We start from the raw sequence: 18,644 nt of genomic DNA, 5'->3' as shown, positions 1-18,644 counted from the left end.
CTTGTCCTTTTGCGCTGCGACTTAACCGTAGCGGCCGGTGATATAGTCCTTGGTGCGTTCCTGCTTCGGGTTGGTGAAAATGTCGGTGGTCTTGCCGTACTCTACCAAGGTCCCGAGGTGGAAAAAGGCGGTGCGCTGCGACACGCGGGCCGCCTGCTGCATATTATGCGTGACGATCACGATCGCATATTTGCCGCGCAATTCGTGGATCAGCTCCTCGATTTTCGCGGTTGCGATCGGGTCGAGCGCCGAGCAGGGCTCGTCCATCAAAATGACTTCGGGGTCGACCGCGATCGCGCGCGCGATGCACAGGCGCTGTTGCTGGCCGCCCGACAGGGCGGTGCCGCTTTCGGCGAGCCGATCCTTGACCTCGTCCCACAGACCGGCGCGCACCAGCGCGCGTTCGACGACGACGTCGAGGTCGGCCTTGCTCGGCGCGAGGCCATGGATGCGCGGGCCATAGCCGACATTGTCATAGATCGACTTGGGGAAGGGGTTCGGCTTCTGGAACACCATGCCGACGCGCGCGCGCAGCTGCACGACGTCCATCGACGGGGCGTAAATATCCTCGCCATCAAGTTCGATCCGGCCCGTCACCTTCGCGCTCGCCACCGTGTCGTTCATGCGGTTCAGCGAGCGCAGGAAGGTTGACTTGCCGCAGCCCGACGGGCCGATGAAGGCGGTGACCAGATCGGTGCCGACATCGATCGACACATTTTTGATCGCCTGTTTCTCGCCATAGAAAACGTCGACGCCGTGCGCCTTCATCTTGGGGTCGGCGATGGTCAAATCGTCTTGGGTCATGTTCACCAGCGTTGTTCGAATTTGTTGCGAAGATAGATCGCAAAGGCGTTCATCGACAGCAGCACGATAAGCAGCACGATGATCGCGGCGGAGGTTTTCTCGACAAAGCCCCGGTCGACTTCGTCCGACCAGAGGAAGATCTGCATCGGCAGCACCGTCGAGGGCGAGCAGATGCCGCCCGGAACGTCACCGATAAAGGCGCGCATCCCGACGAGGAGCAGCGGAGCGGTCTCGCCCAGCGCGCGCGCCATGCCGATGATCGTGCCGGTCAGGATGCCGGGCAGCGCGAGCGGCAGGACATGGTGGAACACCACCTGCACCGGGCTGGCGCCGACGCCCAAAGCGGCGTCGCGGATCGACGGCGGCACCGACTTGATCGCGTTGCGGCTGGCGATGACGATCACCGGCATCGTCATCAGCGCCAGCGTCAGCCCGCCGACGAGCGGGCTCGCCTGACAGATGCCGAACCAGTTGATGAACACCGCGAGCGCGAGCAGGCCAAAGATGATCGACGGCACCGCGGCGAGATTGTTGATCGATACCTCGATCAGGTCGGTCCAGCGGTTCTTCGCCGCATATTCTTCGAGATAGAGCGCCGCGAGAACGCCGGTCGGGAAGGCGATGATGAAGGCGATGAAGATCGTCAGTATCGATCCCTTGAGCGCCCCCCAGATGCCCGCAACCGCAGGATCGGTGGCGTCGGCGTTCTTGAAGAAGGGCCAGTGGATACCGGTCCCCAACTTGCCGTCCGCCTTCAGCTTCGCGACCGTCGCGCCCAGCGCGCCCTTGGCGCCATCCTTGGCCGCGATATCGACCTCGGACGAGGCGGGCAGGTCGAACACCGTCTTGCCCCCCAGCAATTCGGGATCGTCGATGATCGCGCTGCGCACTTCTTTCCACGCATTTTCGCTGATCAGCGCCGATCCGCCGTCACCCAGCGCCTCGTCGGCGGCAAAGGCGACGATGTCGGCGAGGCCGGCGTTCGCGATCATCTGGTTCGCATCGGCATCGCCGAGCCGCGCCGTGTCGATCGTCAGCGGCATCGCCTTGAAATCGACCGGCACCGCGACATGCGTGTAGGTGAAACCGCGCGCGCCATTGCCGACCATCACGAACAGCAGGAAGGCGAGGAAGGCGCCCGAGAGCAGCACCGCGCCCAGCCCGAACAGCTTGAAGCGGCGTTCGGCGGCGTAGCGCTTCGCGATGCGGTTCTGCATCACGGAGCCTTTCCAGTCGGTCGGGGCTGTTTGCCTATTCATATGCTTCCCGATATTTTTTGACGATGCGCAGCGCGACGATGTTGAGCAGCAGGGTCACGATGAACAGCACAAGGCCGAGCGCGAAGGCGGCGAGCGTTTTCGCGCTGTCGAACTCCTGATCGCCGGTGAGCAGTTTCACGATCTGCGCGGTCACCGTGGTGACGCTGGCAAAGGGGTTGGCGGTCATGTTGGCGGACAGGCCCGCGGCCATCACCACGATCATCGTCTCGCCGATCGCGCGGCTGACCGCGAGCAATATGCCGCCCATCACGCCCGGAAGCGCGGCGGGGATCAGCACCTGACGGATCGTCTCGTTCGGCGTCGCGCCGAGCGCCAGCGACCCGTCGCGCATCGACTGCGGCACCGCGTTGATGCTGTCGTCGGCCATCGAGGAGACGAAGGGGATGATCATCACCCCCATCACGATACCCGCGGCGAGCGCGCTTTCGGTCGAGGCGTTCGGAATACCGAGCATCACCGCGAAATTGCGCAGCGCCGGGGCGACCGTCAGCGCGGCGAAATAGCCGTAAACGACGGTCGGCACGCCCGCGAGGATCTCGAGGATCGGCTTCACCCATTTGCGCACCGTCGGCGCGGCATATTGGGTGAGGTAGACTGCGGTCATCATCCCGATCGGGATCGCGACGATCATCGCGATAATCGCGCCGATCAGCACCGTCCCCCAGAACAAGGGGATGCCGCCGAACGTGTCATCCTGTGGCGCGCCGCTCGTCGGGGCCCAATTGGTCCCGAACAGCAATTCGGCGGGTGAGACGAGGCGGAAGAAGCGGATCGATTCAAACAGCAGCGACAGCACGATGCCGAATGTCGTGAGGATCGCGACGAGCGACGCGAGCAGCAGGAACAGCATCACGATCTTTTCGACCCGCGTCCGCGCGCGGAAATCGGGCTTGATCCGCGTGAAGGCATAAAGCCCGCCCGCGAGTGCCAGCGCGAGCATCGCGGCAATGCCGATCCACGCATATTTCTCCCCCGCGTCGGCATAGGCTTTCACCAGCGGCGCGGCGGCGGGCAGGCGCACGGCGGGCTGCTTGCCCTCGGCAACCCCGCGCGCGTCGGACAATATCGCCCCGCGCTCGAAGCCAAAGGCGGGCAGGCTCTGCGCCGCTTCGGTCGCCAGCACCTGGTTGGTGACGAGCGCGGGCGATACGCTGGACCATATGGCCAGGAACAGCGCGGCGGGGGCGAATAGCCACAGCGCGACATACCAGCCATGATATTGCGGGCGCGAATGGAGCTTGGTCCCCGAACGGCCCGCCAGCATAGCCGAGCGCGCGCGCCCGGCCAGCCAGCCGATCAGCGCGAGGCCGGCGATCAAAAGCAACAGGGCGGCGGCGTTGAAGGTCACATGATCCTCGTCAAACCGGTGAGGGCAGGAGCTGCCCTAAAACTCATCTCGTCATTGCGAGGAGCGTAGCGACGAAGCAATCTCCAGCGATCGAAATGGCCGGACGCCTGCTGGAGATTGCTTCGCTTCGCTCGCAATGACGATCAATAAAAATCGGCGGCCGGGCAGGGCGAACCCGCCCGGCCGCCAGCGGGGGGAGAGTTATTTCAGCACCGAACCATCGAGCGCGGTCATGCCCTTGCCATTCGCCGCCGCGGTGTCCGCAATCGCCTTCGGCGACACGATCAGGCCCTTGGCGTTCAGATATCCGCCGTCGCCCGCGCCCTTCAGAAACTCGGCGACGAATTCGGCGAGCCCGGGGATCACCCCGACATGGGCTTTCTTGATATAGATGAACAGCGGGCGCGAACCCGGATAGCTGCCGTCGGCGATCGCCGCATAGGTCGGCGACACGCCCTGCACCGGAACCGCCTTGATCTTGTCCTTATTCGCATCGAGATACGAAAAGCCGAAGATGCCCAGGCTGGTCGGGTTCTTGTCGAGCTTCGAGATGATCAAATTATCATTCTCGCCCTGCTCGACATAATAGGGCGCGCCGCGAAGCGCGGTGCACACCGCCTCATGCTTGTCCTTGTCGCTGTCCTTCAGCGCCTTCATCTCGGGATTGGCGTCGCAACCACGGCCGAGGATCAGCTCCTTGAACGCGTCATAGGTGCCGCTGGTCGACGGCGGGCCAAAGACCGAGATGGCGACCGCGGGAAGCGCGGGGTTCACATCTTTCCAAGTCTTCGCGGTGTTCGGCTTGCCATAAGGGTTGGCGGCCAGCGCCTTGTAAACATCTTCTTCGGTCAGCTTGAAGCCGGGGCCGCGCGTCGCTTCGCCCAGCGCGATGCCGTCGATGCCGATCTGGATTTCGACAATGTCCTTCACGCCGTTCTTGGCGCAGGTGTCGAATTCCTTTTTCTTGATGCGGCGCGATGCGTTCGCAATGTCGGGCGTGTCGCCGCCGACGCCGGCGCAGAAGCGCTCGAAACCGCCGCCGGTGCCGGTGCTGTCGATCTTGGGCGTCTTGTTGCCGGTCGCTTCGGCGAATTTCTCGCCGACCGAGGTCGCAAAGGGATAGACGGTCGAGGAGCCGACGGCGCTGATATAATCGCGCGCGGCTCCGCCCGAGGAGGCCTGATCCTGACAGGCGGAAAGCGCCAGCGCGCACACGGCGGCGCCGACGGTGCCAAGGACGCGGGGGGCAAATTTCTGGGCCATGACAAATCCTGTTGAGGGGTCGTTACCGAACCAAGCCGCCACCCCTGTAGCGACTCGCTGAGGGCCATTTGGGGGTTTTGTGTGACGCGTTTGTGACAGAGAGTGTCATGGAAGTGTCATGGGAATTAGAGGGGGTGCTTGTAACGCTTGAATGAGCAGCGCGCCGTGACTAATCGACTTCTCGTATCAGAGGGATTTTAGAGAAAGTTTGGGCATCGGATGAAACTATCTCTTTATAAAAGAGATCGTCGTTATGGCTCTGCTTATAATCGGCGGGCGCTTCGGGGGGCGATTTCGAAAAATTACCGTTATGACAGGGAAAAAAGAAAGAGATATGATCTGCCCCCTTCTGAGTGGTCCAAAATTGATGATATTTTGGATTACGAAGGAGATTATGAATGCCGAGCAAGAAGCATCGCCCGGAAGAGATTATTGGCAAGCTGCGTGAAGCGGAGGTTGTGCTGGCGCAGGGCGCCACGACGGCTGAAGCGTGTCGCCGGATCGCGGTCAGCGAGCAGACCTATTATCGGTGGCGCAAGGAATATGGCGGCCTGAAAACCGACCAGGCGCGTCGGATGAAGGACCTGGAGAAGGAGAATCTTCGGCTTCGGCGTGCGATATCCGACCTCACTTTGGACAAGCTGATATTGCAGGAAGCTGCCCGGGGAAACTTCTGAGCCCCGCGCGCCGAAGGCGCTGTATCGACCACATCAGAACGATGATTCCGGTGTCCGAGCGGCGGCTCTGCCGCGTACTCGGGCAGCACCGATCGACACAGCGCAAGGCGCCCCGCGGGGCAGATGACGAAGCGGCTCTTACCGAGGATATCATTGCGCTGGCGCGGCAATATGGTCGTTATGGCTATCGCCGGGTGACGGCGTTGCTGCGCGATGCGGGGTGGCATGTGAACCGCAAGCGAGTCGAGCGCATCTGGCGACGCGAGGGGCTGAAGGTGCCGCAAAGACAACCGAAACGCGGGCGGCTCTGGCTGAATGACGGATCGTGCATCCGGCTTCGGCCAGAGTATCCCGGCCATGTCTGGTCCTACGACTTCGTCGAGGGCCGCACCCACGATGGTCGCAAATATCGTATCCTGTCGATCATCGACGAGGCGAGCCGGGAGTGCATGGCGTTGCCCGTGGCGCGTAAACTCAAGAGCGACGACGTGCTGGCGGCGCTGGCCGAACTGTTCGTCACGCGCGGGCCACCAGCGCATATCAGGTCTGACAATGGGCCGGAGTTTATTGCCACGGCAGTGCAGGAATGGCTGGCGAAGGTCGGTGTGAAGACGCTCTACATCACGCCCGGATCGCCCTGGGAGAATGGCTATTGCGAAAGCTTCAACGGATCGCTGCGCGATGAACTGCTCAACGGCGAAATCTTCTACTCGCTCGCCGAGGCCCGGATCCTGATCGAGGCCTGGCGGCGACATTACAACACCGTCCGGCCGCACAGCTCGCTGGGATATCGGCCACCGGCGCCGGAGGCCGTTCCCTCGCCAGTGTTGCCCTCCGGTTCCGCTTCGCTCCACCTACGGCCAACACTGGCGAGGGAGGCGTCAATGCACTAACAATCCACCCGGACCACTCGGTGGGGGCCGGTCACTGATGGAGTAGGGCTTTTCCCCTCACGCCTGCGGGAGGGGTCGGGGGCGGGCCAGCATCGTTTCATATGCCCGCCTCGCGCGCCTTCGTCGCCGACCCCGGATCAAGCCTGTCCTGAGCCTGTCGAAGGGTCCGGGATGACGAGGTTGCGTTACAGGGCCTTCTCAAACCCCTCCCTGAAGGGAGGGGCCTATTTGAGCATCGGTGCCAGATATTGCCCGGTGAAGCTGCGGGGATTTTTCGCAACCTGCTCCGGCGTGCCCGCCGCGACAATCTCGCCGCCCTTGACCCCGCCTTCGGGGCCGAGGTCGAGGATATAGTCGGCGGTCTTGATGACATCGAGATTATGTTCGATGACGATCACGCTATTGCCCTGTTCGACCAGCGCCTGCAGCACTTCGAGCAGTTTGCGGACATCTTCGAAGTGCAGCCCGGTGGTCGGCTCGTCGAGGATATAGAGCGTCTGTCCGGTCGAGCGCCGCGACAATTCCTTCGCCAGCTTGACGCGCTGCGCCTCGCCGCCCGACAGCGTCGTCGCCTGTTGCCCGACCTTGACATAGCCAAGTCCGACGCGGACCAGCATCGCCATCTTTTCGCGGATCGACGGCACCGCCTTGAAGAATTCGGCGGCATCCTCGACCGTCATGTCGAGCACATCGGCGATGCTGTGGCCCTTGAACTTCACCTCGAGCGTTTCGCGGTTGTAGCGTTTGCCGTGGCACGTCTCGCACGTCACATAGACGTCGGGCAGGAAGTGCATTTCGATCTTGATCAGCCCGTCGCCGGTGCAGGTCTCGCACCGCCCGCCCTTGACGTTGAAGCTGAAACGCCCGGGCTTGTATCCGCGCGCCTGGCTTTCGGGGAGCCCCGCGAACCAGTCGCGGATGATCGTGAAGGCGCCCGTGTAGGTCGCGGGGTTGCTGCGCGGGGTGCGGCCGATCGGCGACTGATCGATGTCGATCACCTTGTCGCAATGCTCCAGCCCCTTCAGGCTGTCGTGCGGCCCCGCCACCATCCGCGCGCCGTTGAGGATGCGCGCCGCGCTGGCGTAAAGCGTGTCGATGATCAGGCTCGACTTGCCCGATCCCGACAGGCCGGTGACGCAGGTGAAGGTGCCGAGCGGGATTTTCGCCGTGACATTGTTGAGGTTGTTCGCGCGCGCGCCCTTGAGCACGAGGTCGAAGCCATTGCCCTTGCGGCGGTGCGCCGGAATGTCGATCTTGCGGCTGCCGTTAAGATAGGCGGCGGTGAGGCTGGTCTCGCTCGCCAGCACCTCCTCAAGCGTCCCCTCGGCGACGATTTCGCCGCCGTGCAGCCCCGCGCCGGGGCCCATGTCGACGATATAGTCGGCGTGGCGGATCGCGTCCTCGTCATGTTCCACGACGATCACCGTGTTGCCTAAGTCGCGGAGGCGCTTGAGCGTCGCGAGCAACCGGTCGTTGTCGCGCTGGTGGAGGCCGATCGACGGTTCGTCGAGCACATAAAGCACCCCTGACAGGCCGCTGCCGATCTGCGACGCAAGCCGGATGCGCTGGCTCTCGCCGCCGCTCAAGGTTCCCGAGGTGCGGTTGAGGTTGATATAATCGAGCCCGACATTGTTGAGGAAGCCGAGCCGTGCGTTGATTTCCTTGAGGATCGCCTTGGCGATCTGGCGCTGGGTATCGTTCAGCTTCTCGTCGAGCGTACTGAACCAGTTCAGGGCGTCCGCGACGGACCGCTGCGCCGACATGCTGATGTCCTCGCCCGCGATCTTCACCGCGAGCGGTTCGGGGCGCAGGCGCGCGCCGTGGCACGTCTCGCACGGCTGCGCGGTCTGATATTTGCTCAGTTCCTCGCGCATCCACGCGCTTTCGGTCTGGAGCAGGCGGCGGTTGAGGTTGCCGATCACGCCCTCGAACGCCTTGTGGGTCGAATAACTGCGTTTGCCGTCCTTGAAGATCAGCTCGACGGGCTTGCCGCCGGTGCCATAGAGGATGACAAGTTGAACCTCACCCGGCAAATCCTGCCACGGCGTCGTGAGGTCGAAGCCATAGGCTTTGCCGAGGCTTTCGAGCACCTGCATATAATAGGGCGAGGGCGGGTTGGACTTCGCCCATGGCACCACCGCGCCCTTTTTCAGGCTGAGCGCATGATTGGGGACGACAAGGTCGGGGTCGAACTCCTGCCGTTCACCAAGCCCGTCGCACGCGGGGCAGGCGCCCTGCGGCGCGTTGAAGCTGAACAGGCGCGGTTCGATCTCGGCGATCGTGAAGCCCGAGACGGGGCAGGCGAATTTCTCGGAAAAGATGATGCGGTTCGCGGGGATGCCCGCGCCCTTCATCGCGCCGCCGGTATCCTCTTCCTCGCGTCCCGGGACCGGCCCGTCGGCGAGGTCGACATAGGTCAGTCCCTCGGCGAGTTTCAGCGCGGTCTCGAAGCTGTCGGCAAGGCGGGTTTCGAGACCTTCGCGCACCGCGATACGATCGACCACAACCTCGATGTCATGCTTATATTTCTTGTCGAGCGCGGGCGCCTCGCCGATATCGTAAAATTCGCCGTCGATGCGGACGCGGGTAAAGCCGTCCTTCTGCCACTGCACGAGTTCCTTTTTATACTCGCCCTTGCGCCCGCGCACGACCGGCGCGAGCAGATAGGCGCGCGTTCCCTCGGGCAACTGCATCACGCGATCGACCATGTCGGAGACCGTCTGTGCCGTGATCGGCTCGCCGGTGGCAGGCGAATAGGGAATGCCGACGCGCGCCCAGAGCAGGCGCATATAGTCGTAGATTTCGGTGACGGTCGCGACGGTCGAGCGCGGGTTGCGGCTCGTCGTCTTCTGCTCGATGCTGATTGCCGGCGACAGTCCGTCGATATGCTCGACATCGGGCTTTTGCATCATCTCGAGGAACTGGCGCGCGTAAGCCGACAGGCTCTCGACGTAGCGCCGCTGCCCCTCGGCATAGATGGTGTCGAAGGCGAGGCTGGATTTGCCGCTGCCCGACAGGCCCGTGATGACGACCAGCGCATCGCGCGGCAGGTCGACGTTCACGCCCTTGAGATTATGCTCGCGCGCGCCGCGCACGGAAATATGGGTGAGACTCATGGGGAGGTATGTTCCAGATTTGTTCTATGGGTGCAAGGGGTGCGTCGATGGAAAGATAGGGGCGCCGAACCGGCGCCGCAATGGACCGTATTTGGCGTTTTGATCCTATACGCGTCTTGAGTGTCACATAGTATTTCTGTGTCATGCCGCGTTTGGGGGAACAGCGATGCCGCTAATAAAAGTAAAAATGTCCGGTAATACCAAGTGGCGTGCCGGAATTGTCGAAGACCATAATCATAATATTATTCCGCTGGATTTGACCCAGGGGGAAGATGCCGTCGATGTGGCTTCAGGCGGGCTTGCATGGCTCAGTTTATATTTCTGGGGAGACCCGGGTGCTCCGGTAAACGCCGAAGTGCTCAAGGGCGAGAAGTCGCTGGTCAAGCGCTCCTACAAGATCGACCCTGACGGTTCCGCCGCGCGAACACTTCAATTCGACCCCGACGCTTGAGGAGTTGCAGTATGATTTTATGCAAATTCCACGCGCCGGTCGGCGTTGCCGCTATTCTATCGGGCTTCTTGTTGCATGCGGTCCCGGCCTTGTCACAGACCGGGCCGGAGTCGCCGGTTATCTTGAGTGAAGAGGATCAGGCTCGATCGGGAGATCTCTTGAAAGAACAGGCAACAAATATTGTTGCCGGTGGTGCGTCATCATCGTCGACGTTCGGGAATCTGGCGCGATCGATCAATATCGAAACAAGCGGAACCGAAACTACGGCAAGCGTTTCATTTGGCTTTGACCGGTCTCATCCACTGGGCGGAGGAGTTCGCAATGCCGACGGATCGACGCGGTTCCGCTTCGCCACGGACTCGATCGGGATTGTCGCAACCGCGCCCTTGGGCAAGAATGACAAGCCTTCGCTGTTCGATTTCGACAAATTGGGCGACGGCACGTCGCTTTCGATTTCCGCGGTGCGCTATGTCGGATCGGTCAATTATCAGCCTGCGAGCAGCGCAGATAGTCTGCCCGCTCTGCAAGCGCGGCTGCAAAATCGATGTATCGATGCGCAATTGATCCTTTGGGTCGGCGCGGAGGGCAGGGGGGATACTGCGAAGGAAGCTCTGGCCCGGCTGGTGGCGACCGAACTTCGTGCAAAGGTGGATAGAATGAAGCTCGAGCGCGGTGCCGCGCCGGAGTTTGCATTGGGCGAGTTGGCCAAATCCGAAGACGCCCGGATCAAAGCTCTGGCAGGCACCTTGCTCCTGCACTGCGTGGAAGTCGAGAATAACAAAATTCCTCCGGCGGGAATGCTGGCGACATATGGAACGGATGAAGAAAAGGCCGCCAAACAGGGCGATGAGCCGACCGGGCTGTGGTTCTTTGGCGGACGAGGCAAGATTGCGCGAACCAATTACGAGTATCTCGTTCAGACGCCGCTATCGAAAACCGACGTGAGTCATACGGGCTACAAGATAGAAGCTTTTGGGGGGCGTGTGTTTGACAGCGGGCGCAAATCTCTCACTGGCTCATTCGCCTACTCGCGGGCGTATACGGCACAAGATGAGGTCCAATTGTGCGAGCCCAATGGTGTCGGAACGCAAATTGCCTGTTTCACCGGCCCTCTCGGCGCGCCGGCCAGGGCAAATCGCTATACGCTGGCAGGTGAATTTCGCTGGCTTGTACCGCTGGGCGCCCTGCCCGGCGACCCGTCGATTGGCTTCGCTCCCCGTGTAAGCTATGAAATCAAGAGCAATTCTGCGTGGTTTGAACTTCCGGTCTACTTTGCTCCCAACAGCGACAAGGCCTTGAACGGTGGGCTGCGGTTCGCTTTTGATACGGAAAAGGATGATTTTGCATTCGGGCTGTTTGTGGGCGTTCCTTTCTCCGTGTTCACGAACTGAGCATTTTTCATTTTCGGCAATTTCCACCAACCTTCCTGACACTTCGACCAATGCAGGCGCTCTTGCTTGACCGCTTGGCGTCACGGGCGGAGAAGTCGGTTTTATTCGTCGTCCCGTTCGGCACGGCGCGCAAATGAAGGAGTCCGGGGAATGACGAAATATTTGGGTGGGGCAGCTTATGCCGCAGTTACCGCTGCGCTGTTTGCTGTACCTGCAATCGCAGCGGACGCCGCGCCGACTGTTGCATTCAACGCCAAGGCTGACGATGCGAGCGGCACGGACAGGGCATCGCTCAAGGCACTGACCTTCGGCTCATGGGGTGTCGATTTGAGTGCGCGCGACACGTCGGTGAAGCCCGGTGACGATTTCGACAAATATGCCAATGGCGGCTGGTTCGCGCGGACCCAGATTCCGGCTGATCAGGCGTCGGCGGGGGTCGACTATGACGTCTATAACCTGACCCAGCGCCAGTTGCGCGCGGTGGTGTCGGGCGCCCCCGTGACGAGCCAGGTGGGCGGCCTCTATCAAAGCTTCATGGACGAGGCGCGAGCCGATGCGCTGGGCGCGAAGCCGCTGATGGCGGACATTGCCGCCGTCGGGGCGATCAAGGACAAGGGCGCCATGGCGCGCTTCATGGGCCAGACGCAGGGCGGTTTCGGTGTCTCGATCGTCGGCGGCGGTCCCTATGCCGACACCGACGATCCGACGATGAACGTGCTGTGGTTGGGGCAGGGCGGGATCGGACTGCCCGAGCGCGAATATTATCTCGATGCCAAGTTCAAACCGCAGCGCGACGCCTATCGCGCCTATATCGCGCGGACGCTGAAGATGATCGGCAACGCCAGTCCCGAAAAGGGCGCCGATGCGATCATGGCGTTCGAGACCGCGATTGCAAAGGCCAGCTGGGCGGTCGCCGATCGCCGCGACATTGGCAAGATTAACAATCCGATGTCGTCGGTCGAGCTTGCCGCCTATGCGCCGGGGCTCGACTGGGACGCCTGGTTCGCGGGTGCGGGGATCGCGCCGCAAAAGCGGATCATCGTCAATGAGAATACGGCGATCCGCGACATCGCCGCGCTTTATGCGAATACCCCGCTCGATACGATCAAGCTGTGGCAGCAATTTCATGTCGCGAACAGTGCGGCCCCCTATTTGTCGGAGGATTTCGTCGACAGCCGTTTCCAGTATAGCAAGGTGCTGAGCGGCGTGTCCGAGCTGCGTCCGCGCTGGAATCGCGGGCTCGTGCTGGTCGGCGACAGCCTCGGCGAACTGGTCGGCGAAACCTATTCAAAGCAATATTTCCCGGCGAGCGCGAAGGCGAAGATGGAGGTGCTGGTCGCCAATCTGAAGCTCGCGATGGGCGACCGCATAACCGGCAACGGCTGGATGGCGCCCGCGACCAAGGAGGCAGCACAGGCAAAGCTCGCCAAGATGGACGTGATGGTCGGCTATCCGGACAAATGGCGCGACTATTCGGGGCTGAAGATCGACCCCGCCGACCTCTACGGCAATGTGCAGCGCAGCACCGCGTTCGAATATGCCTATCAGCTCAGCGATCTGGGCAAGCCGGTCGACCGCAAGAAATGGGCGATGAATCCGCAGGAAGTGAACGCCTATAATGGCGGGTTGGAGAATAAGATCGTGTTCCCGGCGGGGATATTGCAAGCCCCCTATTTCAGCGAAAGCGTCGACGATGCCGTGAACTACGGCGCGATCGGAGCGGTGATCGGGCATGAGATCACCCATGGTTTCGACGATCAGGGGCGCAAGATCGACGCGAGTGGTGCTGTGCGTGACTGGTGGACAGCGGAAGACGCCGCGCGTTTCGAGGCGCAGGCCAAGGCGTTCGGCGCGCAATATGCGAGCTATGAGGCCGCCCCCGGGGCGTTCATCAATCCCGATCTGACGATGGGGGAGAATATCGCCGATCTCGCCGGGCTGGAGGTGGCTTATGACGCCTATCACCGCTCGCTGGGTGGCAAGCCTGCACCGGTGATCGACGGGCTGACCGGCGATCAGCGCTTCTTTCTGGCGTTCGCGCAGGCGTGGCGCGACAAGGCGCGCGAGGATTCGATCAAGCAGCAGGTCGCAAGCGACCCGCACAGCCCGGCGCGCTGGCGCATCATCGGTCCGGTTCGCAATGTCGATGCCTGGTACAAGGCATTTAATGTCGGCGCGGACGCCAAATATTGGCTGAAGCCCGAGGAGCGCACCAAGATCTGGTAAAATCTGAGGCGCGTTCTCAGGATATGGCGGGGGCGGCTTCTTGCTGTCCCCGCATCATCATGACGGCCAGCGATAGCGCCGCGCCGATAATGACGAACAGCGCGGGAAAGCCACCAAGAACCGACATCATCCGGATGCCGTCGATGCCGCCCCCGGCGACCAGCAGCAACGCAACAAGCCCGACGGTAATCCCCCACACCGTCTGGACGGCCAGCGGCGCCTCGGGGGTTTCGGGTGAAATGCCGTGGGTCGATAGCGCGCTCATTGCGGAGACATTGGCATCCGCCCCCGCGACATAGGACAGGAAGATCGCGAACAACACGATCGCGGCGACACCCGATCCGCCGCCCAAAGCGCTGAACAGGCGGAATAGCACCGGATCGGGGCCTTGCGCGGTCAATATGGCGTAAAGGCTGGCGCCGCTTTGCTGGTCGAGCGCGATTGTCGCGCCGGCGATCGCGGTCATCCACACCGCACCGAACAGCGACGGCAGGATCAGATTGTACATGATGAAGGCGCGGACGCTGTATCCGACCGCAAGTCGGCCGAGAAACAAGGCGGTCACCGGCGCCCAGGCGAACCAGTTCGCCCAGTTGAAGATCGTCCATTGCCGATGCCAGTCGGTATCGACATCGAGACCGAGGTTGCGGGGGACGAATGCCCGGAAATAGTCCGCGCCGCCGCGCAGCGACAATCCCAGCATCTCGGCGGTTGGTCCGGCGATCAGGACGAAGGCGATGATCGCGAAGAACAGCCAGGTGTTGAGCACCGACAACCCGGCGATACCTTTTTGCAGGCCGGTCGCCGCCGAAATCAGGAAACTGGCAACGATCGCCGCGGCAATTGCCCAGCGCAGTGGCGCGCCGCCGGCAAAGCCGCCGATCCCCTCGATCCCGCCCGCGAGCGCGAGGATGCCCGCACCCATCGACGCCGCCATTCCCGCGACCAACGCATAGAGGCAAATGATGTCGATGCCCGTGCCGACCGGGCCATGCGCACGCTGCCCAAGCAGGGGCACGAACAGCGACGACAGGCTGAACGGCTCGCGGCGGTTATAATAGACGAGGGCAAAGGCCAGACCGGCGACGGTGTAGATCGCGTAGGGCGTCAGCGTCCAATGCAGGAACATCGTCGACATGGCGAAGGTCGCGGCGGCATCGCTGCCGGGCTGTAGGCCCAGCATTGCCGGCGGATCGTTCAGGTGAAACAGCGGTTCGGCGGCGCCCCAGAACAATATGCCGGTGGCGATAGTGGTGCACAGGGTCACGGCAAACCAGCGCCAGCGGGTCAATATCGGCGTCGCCCCCGGACCACCGATGATGCGCCCGCCCAGCGGCGACAGCGCGATGCCCGCCAGCAGCAGGAGAAAGCCGACCCCGGCCCAAGCGAACAGCGGCGAAAAATGACGTAGGATCCAGTCGTTGATCGCGGTTTCGGCGGCGACGACCGCCGGCCCCTGCCACAGACTGAGCAGCACCGCCGCCAGAAGGACGGCGAGGGGGATGAAAAACACCGGGCGGTTGACGGGATGCTTCGACGGGACTGGCAAAGGATGGGCCGATCGGACATGGTGGGGGCAACCAGCATGACGGCCGATGGCTTTGCGGTCAAATCGCGCCCGGAACGCCGGACAGGCTAAAGCGTTGATAGCGCAGGACCGTTGGATTGAAGGATAAGTTGCGATGACCAGAATGATTTGGGCCGCCGCCGCGGCTGTCGCGCTGCTCGGTTCGGGACAGGCGATGGCCTTCCAGGCACCGCATGGCAGCGTCGCTGCGAAGAAGGTCGTTCCCGCGGAGAAACTTGCCCCGGCCGAAAAGAAGGCGACCAATGGGACGACGCCCGAGGAAATCTCCAACACCGCACGGCTTAACGCCGAGCAGGCGTCGCGCGCGCGGCAGGACAATGTCACCTACGAGCAGGAAGTGTCGGCCGCGCAGCAGCAGGTTGCGCATGACCAGACGGTGTTCACCGAGGAAACTGCCGCCTATGAAGCCGAAAAGGCCCGCGTCGCGGCCCTGTCGGCCGAAGAGCGGATGAAGTGGGAAGCCGATGCTGCGGCCTGCAAGGCCGGCGATCTCACCCGCTGTGCCAAGCCGGTACCGCCGCAGCCCTGATCAGCTTCATGGTGGCGGGGTGTCCCGCAACGCGGGATTGGCGGCATCGTAAGCAAGCGTGTCTGTCGCCATTGCGGTCTCCGACGCCGGAGCATCCGCATCCGCAAAGCGCCCGCCATAATGATATTCGCCGGCGGGCTCGTCTGCGGGCATCCCGTCGGCATCGACCGCACCGAGTTCGCGGAAGGCATCGTCCATGCGCTGTTCGCGGACGGCGCGCATTCGTACCGCAACGCCATAGCTGTCGGGGCAATCGAGACACGCGTCTTGCGGCAGGGTGACGGGCGCTGACGCATCGGGGTTGGCGCTGAGCCCGGAATAGGATGTGTCTGCGCCTGCCCTCACATTGTGTAGATTCTCGGCCGCCATCTCTCCCAGGAGCCATCCGCTGCCGAGACCGGCGGTGACGAGCAGCAGCCATCGCAGCAGCCGGTGACCGCGATCGCGACTCGAAACGGCATGTTTGCGCTTCGCCATCGACCGATAAGGCCATGGTGGCCGCCGCGTTGCAAGTCCGCGCCCCGCCTGTCGGCCGTTCGTCGATGCCTCAACGCCCTTCGTCCTTCAATCGACGGTGACGCCTGTCCGGTCGAAGCGCAGATGCGCCGACGCGCCATCGGGGGCATTGAAGGGGTGCGGGATACGGGGGCGCTGGTCACCCCGGTCTGGGTCCTCGTATCTCGCATCAACCAGAAGAGAGGACTCCCCCATGGCGAAATTTACCAACCTTCTGCTGGCGGCTTCGGTTGCAGTCGCCGGCATCGCGGCTCCTGTAGCGGCCAGCGAAAACGGACTGCCGCGCACATTTGTTTCTTACAGCGATCTGGATCTTTCCAGCGTTGCGGGCCGCGAGCAGCTGTCGATCCGGATCGAGCGCGCCGCACGGAAAATCTGCGCTGTTGAACCGCGCCGTGATCTGCAGCGGCAGGCCGCATCCAAAGCATGCCAGGCCCAGGCGATGCGGAGCGTCGAGGTTCAGCTTGCCGGCCTGCTCAACGGCAATGGCGCCCAGCTCACCGACCGTGAGGGCAAGCTTCTCGCGGCACCCTGACGGCCCCCAATGATCGAGCCGACAAAGGCGGTCATGCCTGATGCATGATCGCCTTTACGTCGTGGAGATAGGTGCGGCCGATGCGGTGCACGCCGCCTTCACCCAGGTCGACACTCCACGCGCCGTCACCATGATGTTTCAAGCCGACAATGCCGTCGCGCCGTACCATTTTGGACCGGTGGATGCGCAGGAACTGGTCGGGGTTCATCCGCGCTTCCAGTGACTTGATCGTCTGGTGGATCAGCCAGCTTCGGCCGCCGACATGCAGACGCATATAGTCGCGCTCGGCCTCGACCAAATCGACCTGCGTTGCGTCCACACGCAGCATTTCGCCGCGGTTCTGAACCCAGAATTCGTTGATCCATTTGCTTTTCTGCGTGTGGCCGCGGTCGGTCGCACGCCATTCGCGCACGCGCGCGATGGCACGGCCGAGCCGCTCGGGTGACACGGGTTTCAGCAGATAATCGACTGCCGCCACGTCGAAAGCGGCGACGGCATAGCGATCGAAGGCGGTGACGAAGACGATCGCCGGCGGATTGTCGAACTGGTCGAGCGCCGCCGCGACCTGCAACCCGTCGAGATCGGGCATCGCAATGTCACAGAGTATGAGGTCGGGCGACAGCGCACCGACCATGCGCAGCGCCGAGGCGCCGTCGCTGGCAGTGCCGACGAGGGCGATGCCGTCCTGCTGTCCGGCGAGGATCTGAAGCCTTTCGATCGCCAGCGGTTCGTCATCGACGATCAATGTTCGTATCGTTTGGATCATGGTCAGCACCTCTCCCGCGCCAGCGGCAACCAAAGTGAGACGGCAAAGCCGCCGTCGTCTGACGGACCCCATTCGCAGCCCGCCGACGGACCATAGCGCGTCAGCAACCGTTCGCGCACATTGCCGAGGCCCAGCCCCGTCCCGGCATTGGGAACCGGCGCCTTGGGGTCGATGTCATTTTCGATCCGGAGCACCAGCAAGCCATATTCGCTGCTGGCGGTCAGCCGGATGGCGATCTTCCCCTTGCTGGGCCCCACGCCATATTTGATCGCATTTTCGATGATCGGTTGCAGGATCAGCACCGGCAGACAGGCGTTTTTCAACTCGTCAGGTACGGCGACCTCGACCTGCAACCGGTCGGGAAAGCGCGTCTGCTCGATATCGAGATACAGCCGCTGGAGCGCGATTTCCTCGTCGAGGCTGACCAGCTGTTCGGGATCGATGGCGAGGCTCGATCGCAGGAAGGAGGACAGGTTCATGATCATCGATTCGGCTTCGCTTTTTGACCCGCGCATGACGAGCGTCGACAGCGAATTCAACGTGTTGAACAGGAAGTGCGGATTGACCTGATAATGGAGCGCGCGCAGCTGGGCATTTTTGGCCTCGAGCCGGAAATGGTTCGCGCGCCGTTCGACCGCGCGCATTTCATTGGCATAGCCCAGCGCGACATAGAGCGCGGCCCAGACGGCGAAAAAGAAATACCAGCGGATCGCGCTGTCGAGGATAAGGACGATTTCCCACGAACCTGGATGTTTCACCTGCATTTCCGCCATGATTTCTGCGGAATCGGCGATCGGAAACCAGTAATAAAAGACCAGCAGATTGATGGTCGCATAGATGATGACCAGCGGAATCGCGGCGCCCAGTGCGGACGCAAGGCGCGCGCCAAAGCTTTGCGGCTGCGCGCGCTGAAGCAGCTGATAGAGGACGAAGGTGCACAATATCCCCGCCGTGACGACGATCGCGCGGCGGCCGGCATAGCTCCATTGATCGGAGGCGTCGGACATCAGGGCGAGGCCGGTGGTGGTCACGAAATAGATCAACCACATCGCGATGATCGAACCGATCGCGACGCGTGGATTGACGTGCGCGTCGGACGCGCGCCAATCGGGTGCCGCCGCCAGCATTTTTGCGCGCTGGTCGCGCAGTGCATCCTTGCCGATATTCATGTTCATTGCTGTGCTTTTAGCGCCAAAGGGGGATCGAAGGCCAGCGGGTGCCGGGTCGCCAGTCGAAGAAGCGGGCGCCTTGGTCGAAACGC

15 protein-coding genes are annotated in these 18,644 nt (G+C 62.5%); 6 read left to right on the top strand and 9 right to left on the bottom strand.

Features of this window, described 5'->3' with window-relative positions; translation table 11 throughout:
• Positions 1 to 21: 21 nt before the first annotated feature.
• The 4 genes from pstB to CDQ91_RS01140 all read right to left on the bottom strand — a co-directional run bounded on the left by pstB (position 22) and on the right by CDQ91_RS01140 (position 4,695).
• The gene (gene pstB / locus CDQ91_RS01155; protein ID WP_088470876.1) at positions 22 to 804 is read right to left on the bottom strand and encodes a phosphate ABC transporter ATP-binding protein PstB; all 783 of its coding nucleotides are present in this window, start codon (positions 802 to 804) and stop codon (positions 22 to 24) included.
• A 2-nt stretch (positions 805 to 806) separates the two neighbouring features.
• Positions 807 to 2,063 (bottom strand): phosphate ABC transporter permease PstA, encoded by a 1,257-nt coding sequence (pstA, locus tag CDQ91_RS01150; protein WP_088470875.1) that lies wholly within the window; start codon positions 2,061 to 2,063, stop codon positions 807 to 809.
• On the bottom strand, positions 2,056 to 3,432 hold the full coding sequence (gene pstC / locus CDQ91_RS01145) for a phosphate ABC transporter permease subunit PstC (RefSeq protein WP_088470874.1): 1,377 nt from the start codon (positions 3,430 to 3,432) through the stop codon (positions 2,056 to 2,058). The genes pstA and pstC overlap by 8 nt, the downstream gene beginning before the upstream one ends.
• Before the next feature lie 201 nt (positions 3,433 to 3,633).
• Positions 3,634 to 4,695 carry a substrate-binding domain-containing protein gene (locus tag CDQ91_RS01140; protein WP_088470873.1) on the bottom strand — a complete coding sequence of 354 codons (1,062 nt, stop codon included), beginning with the start codon at positions 4,693 to 4,695 and terminating at the stop codon, positions 3,634 to 3,636.
• A 398-nt stretch (positions 4,696 to 5,093) separates the two neighbouring features.
• Between CDQ91_RS01140 and CDQ91_RS01135 the strand changes: the two genes are divergently transcribed.
• A protein-coding gene (locus CDQ91_RS01135; protein ID WP_088470872.1) for an IS3 family transposase occupies positions 5,094 to 6,265 on the top strand; the annotation gives its coding sequence in 2 pieces (ribosomal slippage) (positions 5,094 to 5,358 and positions 5,358 to 6,265; 1,173 coding nt in all).
• A gap of 224 nt (positions 6,266 to 6,489) precedes the next feature.
• Here the strand turns inward: CDQ91_RS01135 and uvrA are convergent.
• A complete protein-coding gene (gene uvrA, locus CDQ91_RS01130) occupies positions 6,490 to 9,381 on the bottom strand; it encodes an excinuclease ABC subunit UvrA (RefSeq protein WP_088470871.1) in 2,892 nt (963 codons plus the stop codon).
• Between the two features lie 187 nt (positions 9,382 to 9,568).
• Here uvrA and CDQ91_RS01125 point away from each other — a divergent pair, with 187 nt between their 5' ends.
• From CDQ91_RS01125 to CDQ91_RS01115, 3 genes are all read left to right on the top strand, one after another.
• Positions 9,569 to 9,832 (top strand): NADPH-dependent FMN reductase family protein, encoded by a 264-nt coding sequence (locus tag CDQ91_RS01125; protein ID WP_088470870.1) that lies wholly within the window; start codon positions 9,569 to 9,571, stop codon positions 9,830 to 9,832.
• Between the two features lie 11 nt (positions 9,833 to 9,843).
• Positions 9,844 to 11,223 (top strand): hypothetical protein, encoded by a 1,380-nt coding sequence (locus tag CDQ91_RS01120; RefSeq protein ID WP_144036651.1) that lies wholly within the window; start codon positions 9,844 to 9,846, stop codon positions 11,221 to 11,223.
• 150 nt (positions 11,224 to 11,373) lie between these two features.
• On the top strand, positions 11,374 to 13,449 hold the full coding sequence (locus CDQ91_RS01115; RefSeq protein WP_088470868.1) for a M13 family metallopeptidase: 2,076 nt from the start codon (positions 11,374 to 11,376) through the stop codon (positions 13,447 to 13,449).
• A gap of 16 nt (positions 13,450 to 13,465) precedes the next feature.
• Here CDQ91_RS01115 and CDQ91_RS01110 read toward each other — a convergent pair whose 3' ends face one another.
• Positions 13,466 to 14,962, bottom strand: a complete 1,497-nt coding sequence (locus CDQ91_RS01110; protein ID WP_237245766.1) for a BCCT family transporter — start codon at positions 14,960 to 14,962, stop codon at positions 13,466 to 13,468.
• Positions 14,963 to 15,131: 169 nt separating this feature from the next.
• Between CDQ91_RS01110 and CDQ91_RS01105 the strand changes: the two genes are divergently transcribed.
• The gene (locus CDQ91_RS01105) at positions 15,132 to 15,566 is read left to right on the top strand and encodes a hypothetical protein (protein WP_144036650.1); all 435 of its coding nucleotides are present in this window, start codon (positions 15,132 to 15,134) and stop codon (positions 15,564 to 15,566) included.
• A gap of 6 nt (positions 15,567 to 15,572) precedes the next feature.
• On the opposite strand, the gene CDQ91_RS01100 is transcribed toward CDQ91_RS01105, so the two are convergent.
• Entirely contained in the window at positions 15,573 to 16,043 is a 471-nt protein-coding gene (locus tag CDQ91_RS01100) for a hypothetical protein (RefSeq protein ID WP_088470865.1), read from the bottom strand.
• Positions 16,044 to 16,275: 232 nt separating this feature from the next.
• Between CDQ91_RS01100 and CDQ91_RS01095 the strand changes: the two genes are divergently transcribed.
• A complete protein-coding gene (locus CDQ91_RS01095) occupies positions 16,276 to 16,617 on the top strand; it encodes a UrcA family protein (RefSeq protein WP_088470864.1) in 342 nt (113 codons plus the stop codon).
• Between the two features lie 31 nt (positions 16,618 to 16,648).
• Here the strand turns inward: CDQ91_RS01095 and CDQ91_RS01090 are convergent, their stop codons facing one another.
• Complete coding sequence (locus tag CDQ91_RS01090) at positions 16,649 to 17,383, bottom strand: LytR/AlgR family response regulator transcription factor (RefSeq protein ID WP_088470863.1); 735 nt, start codon at positions 17,381 to 17,383, stop codon at positions 16,649 to 16,651.
• 2 nt (positions 17,384 to 17,385) lie between these two features.
• Positions 17,386 to 18,558 carry a sensor histidine kinase gene (locus CDQ91_RS01085; protein ID WP_088470862.1) on the bottom strand — a complete coding sequence of 391 codons (1,173 nt, stop codon included), beginning with the start codon at positions 18,556 to 18,558 and terminating at the stop codon, positions 17,386 to 17,388.
• Positions 18,559 to 18,644: the final 86 nt, after the last annotated feature.

It is taken from the genome of Sphingopyxis witflariensis (assembly GCF_002205635.1).
Lineage (GTDB): Bacteria > Pseudomonadota > Alphaproteobacteria > Sphingomonadales > Sphingomonadaceae > Sphingopyxis > Sphingopyxis witflariensis.
The sequence above is the reverse complement of the archived record's forward strand: the minus strand, read 5'-3'. Positions and strand labels throughout refer to the sequence as shown.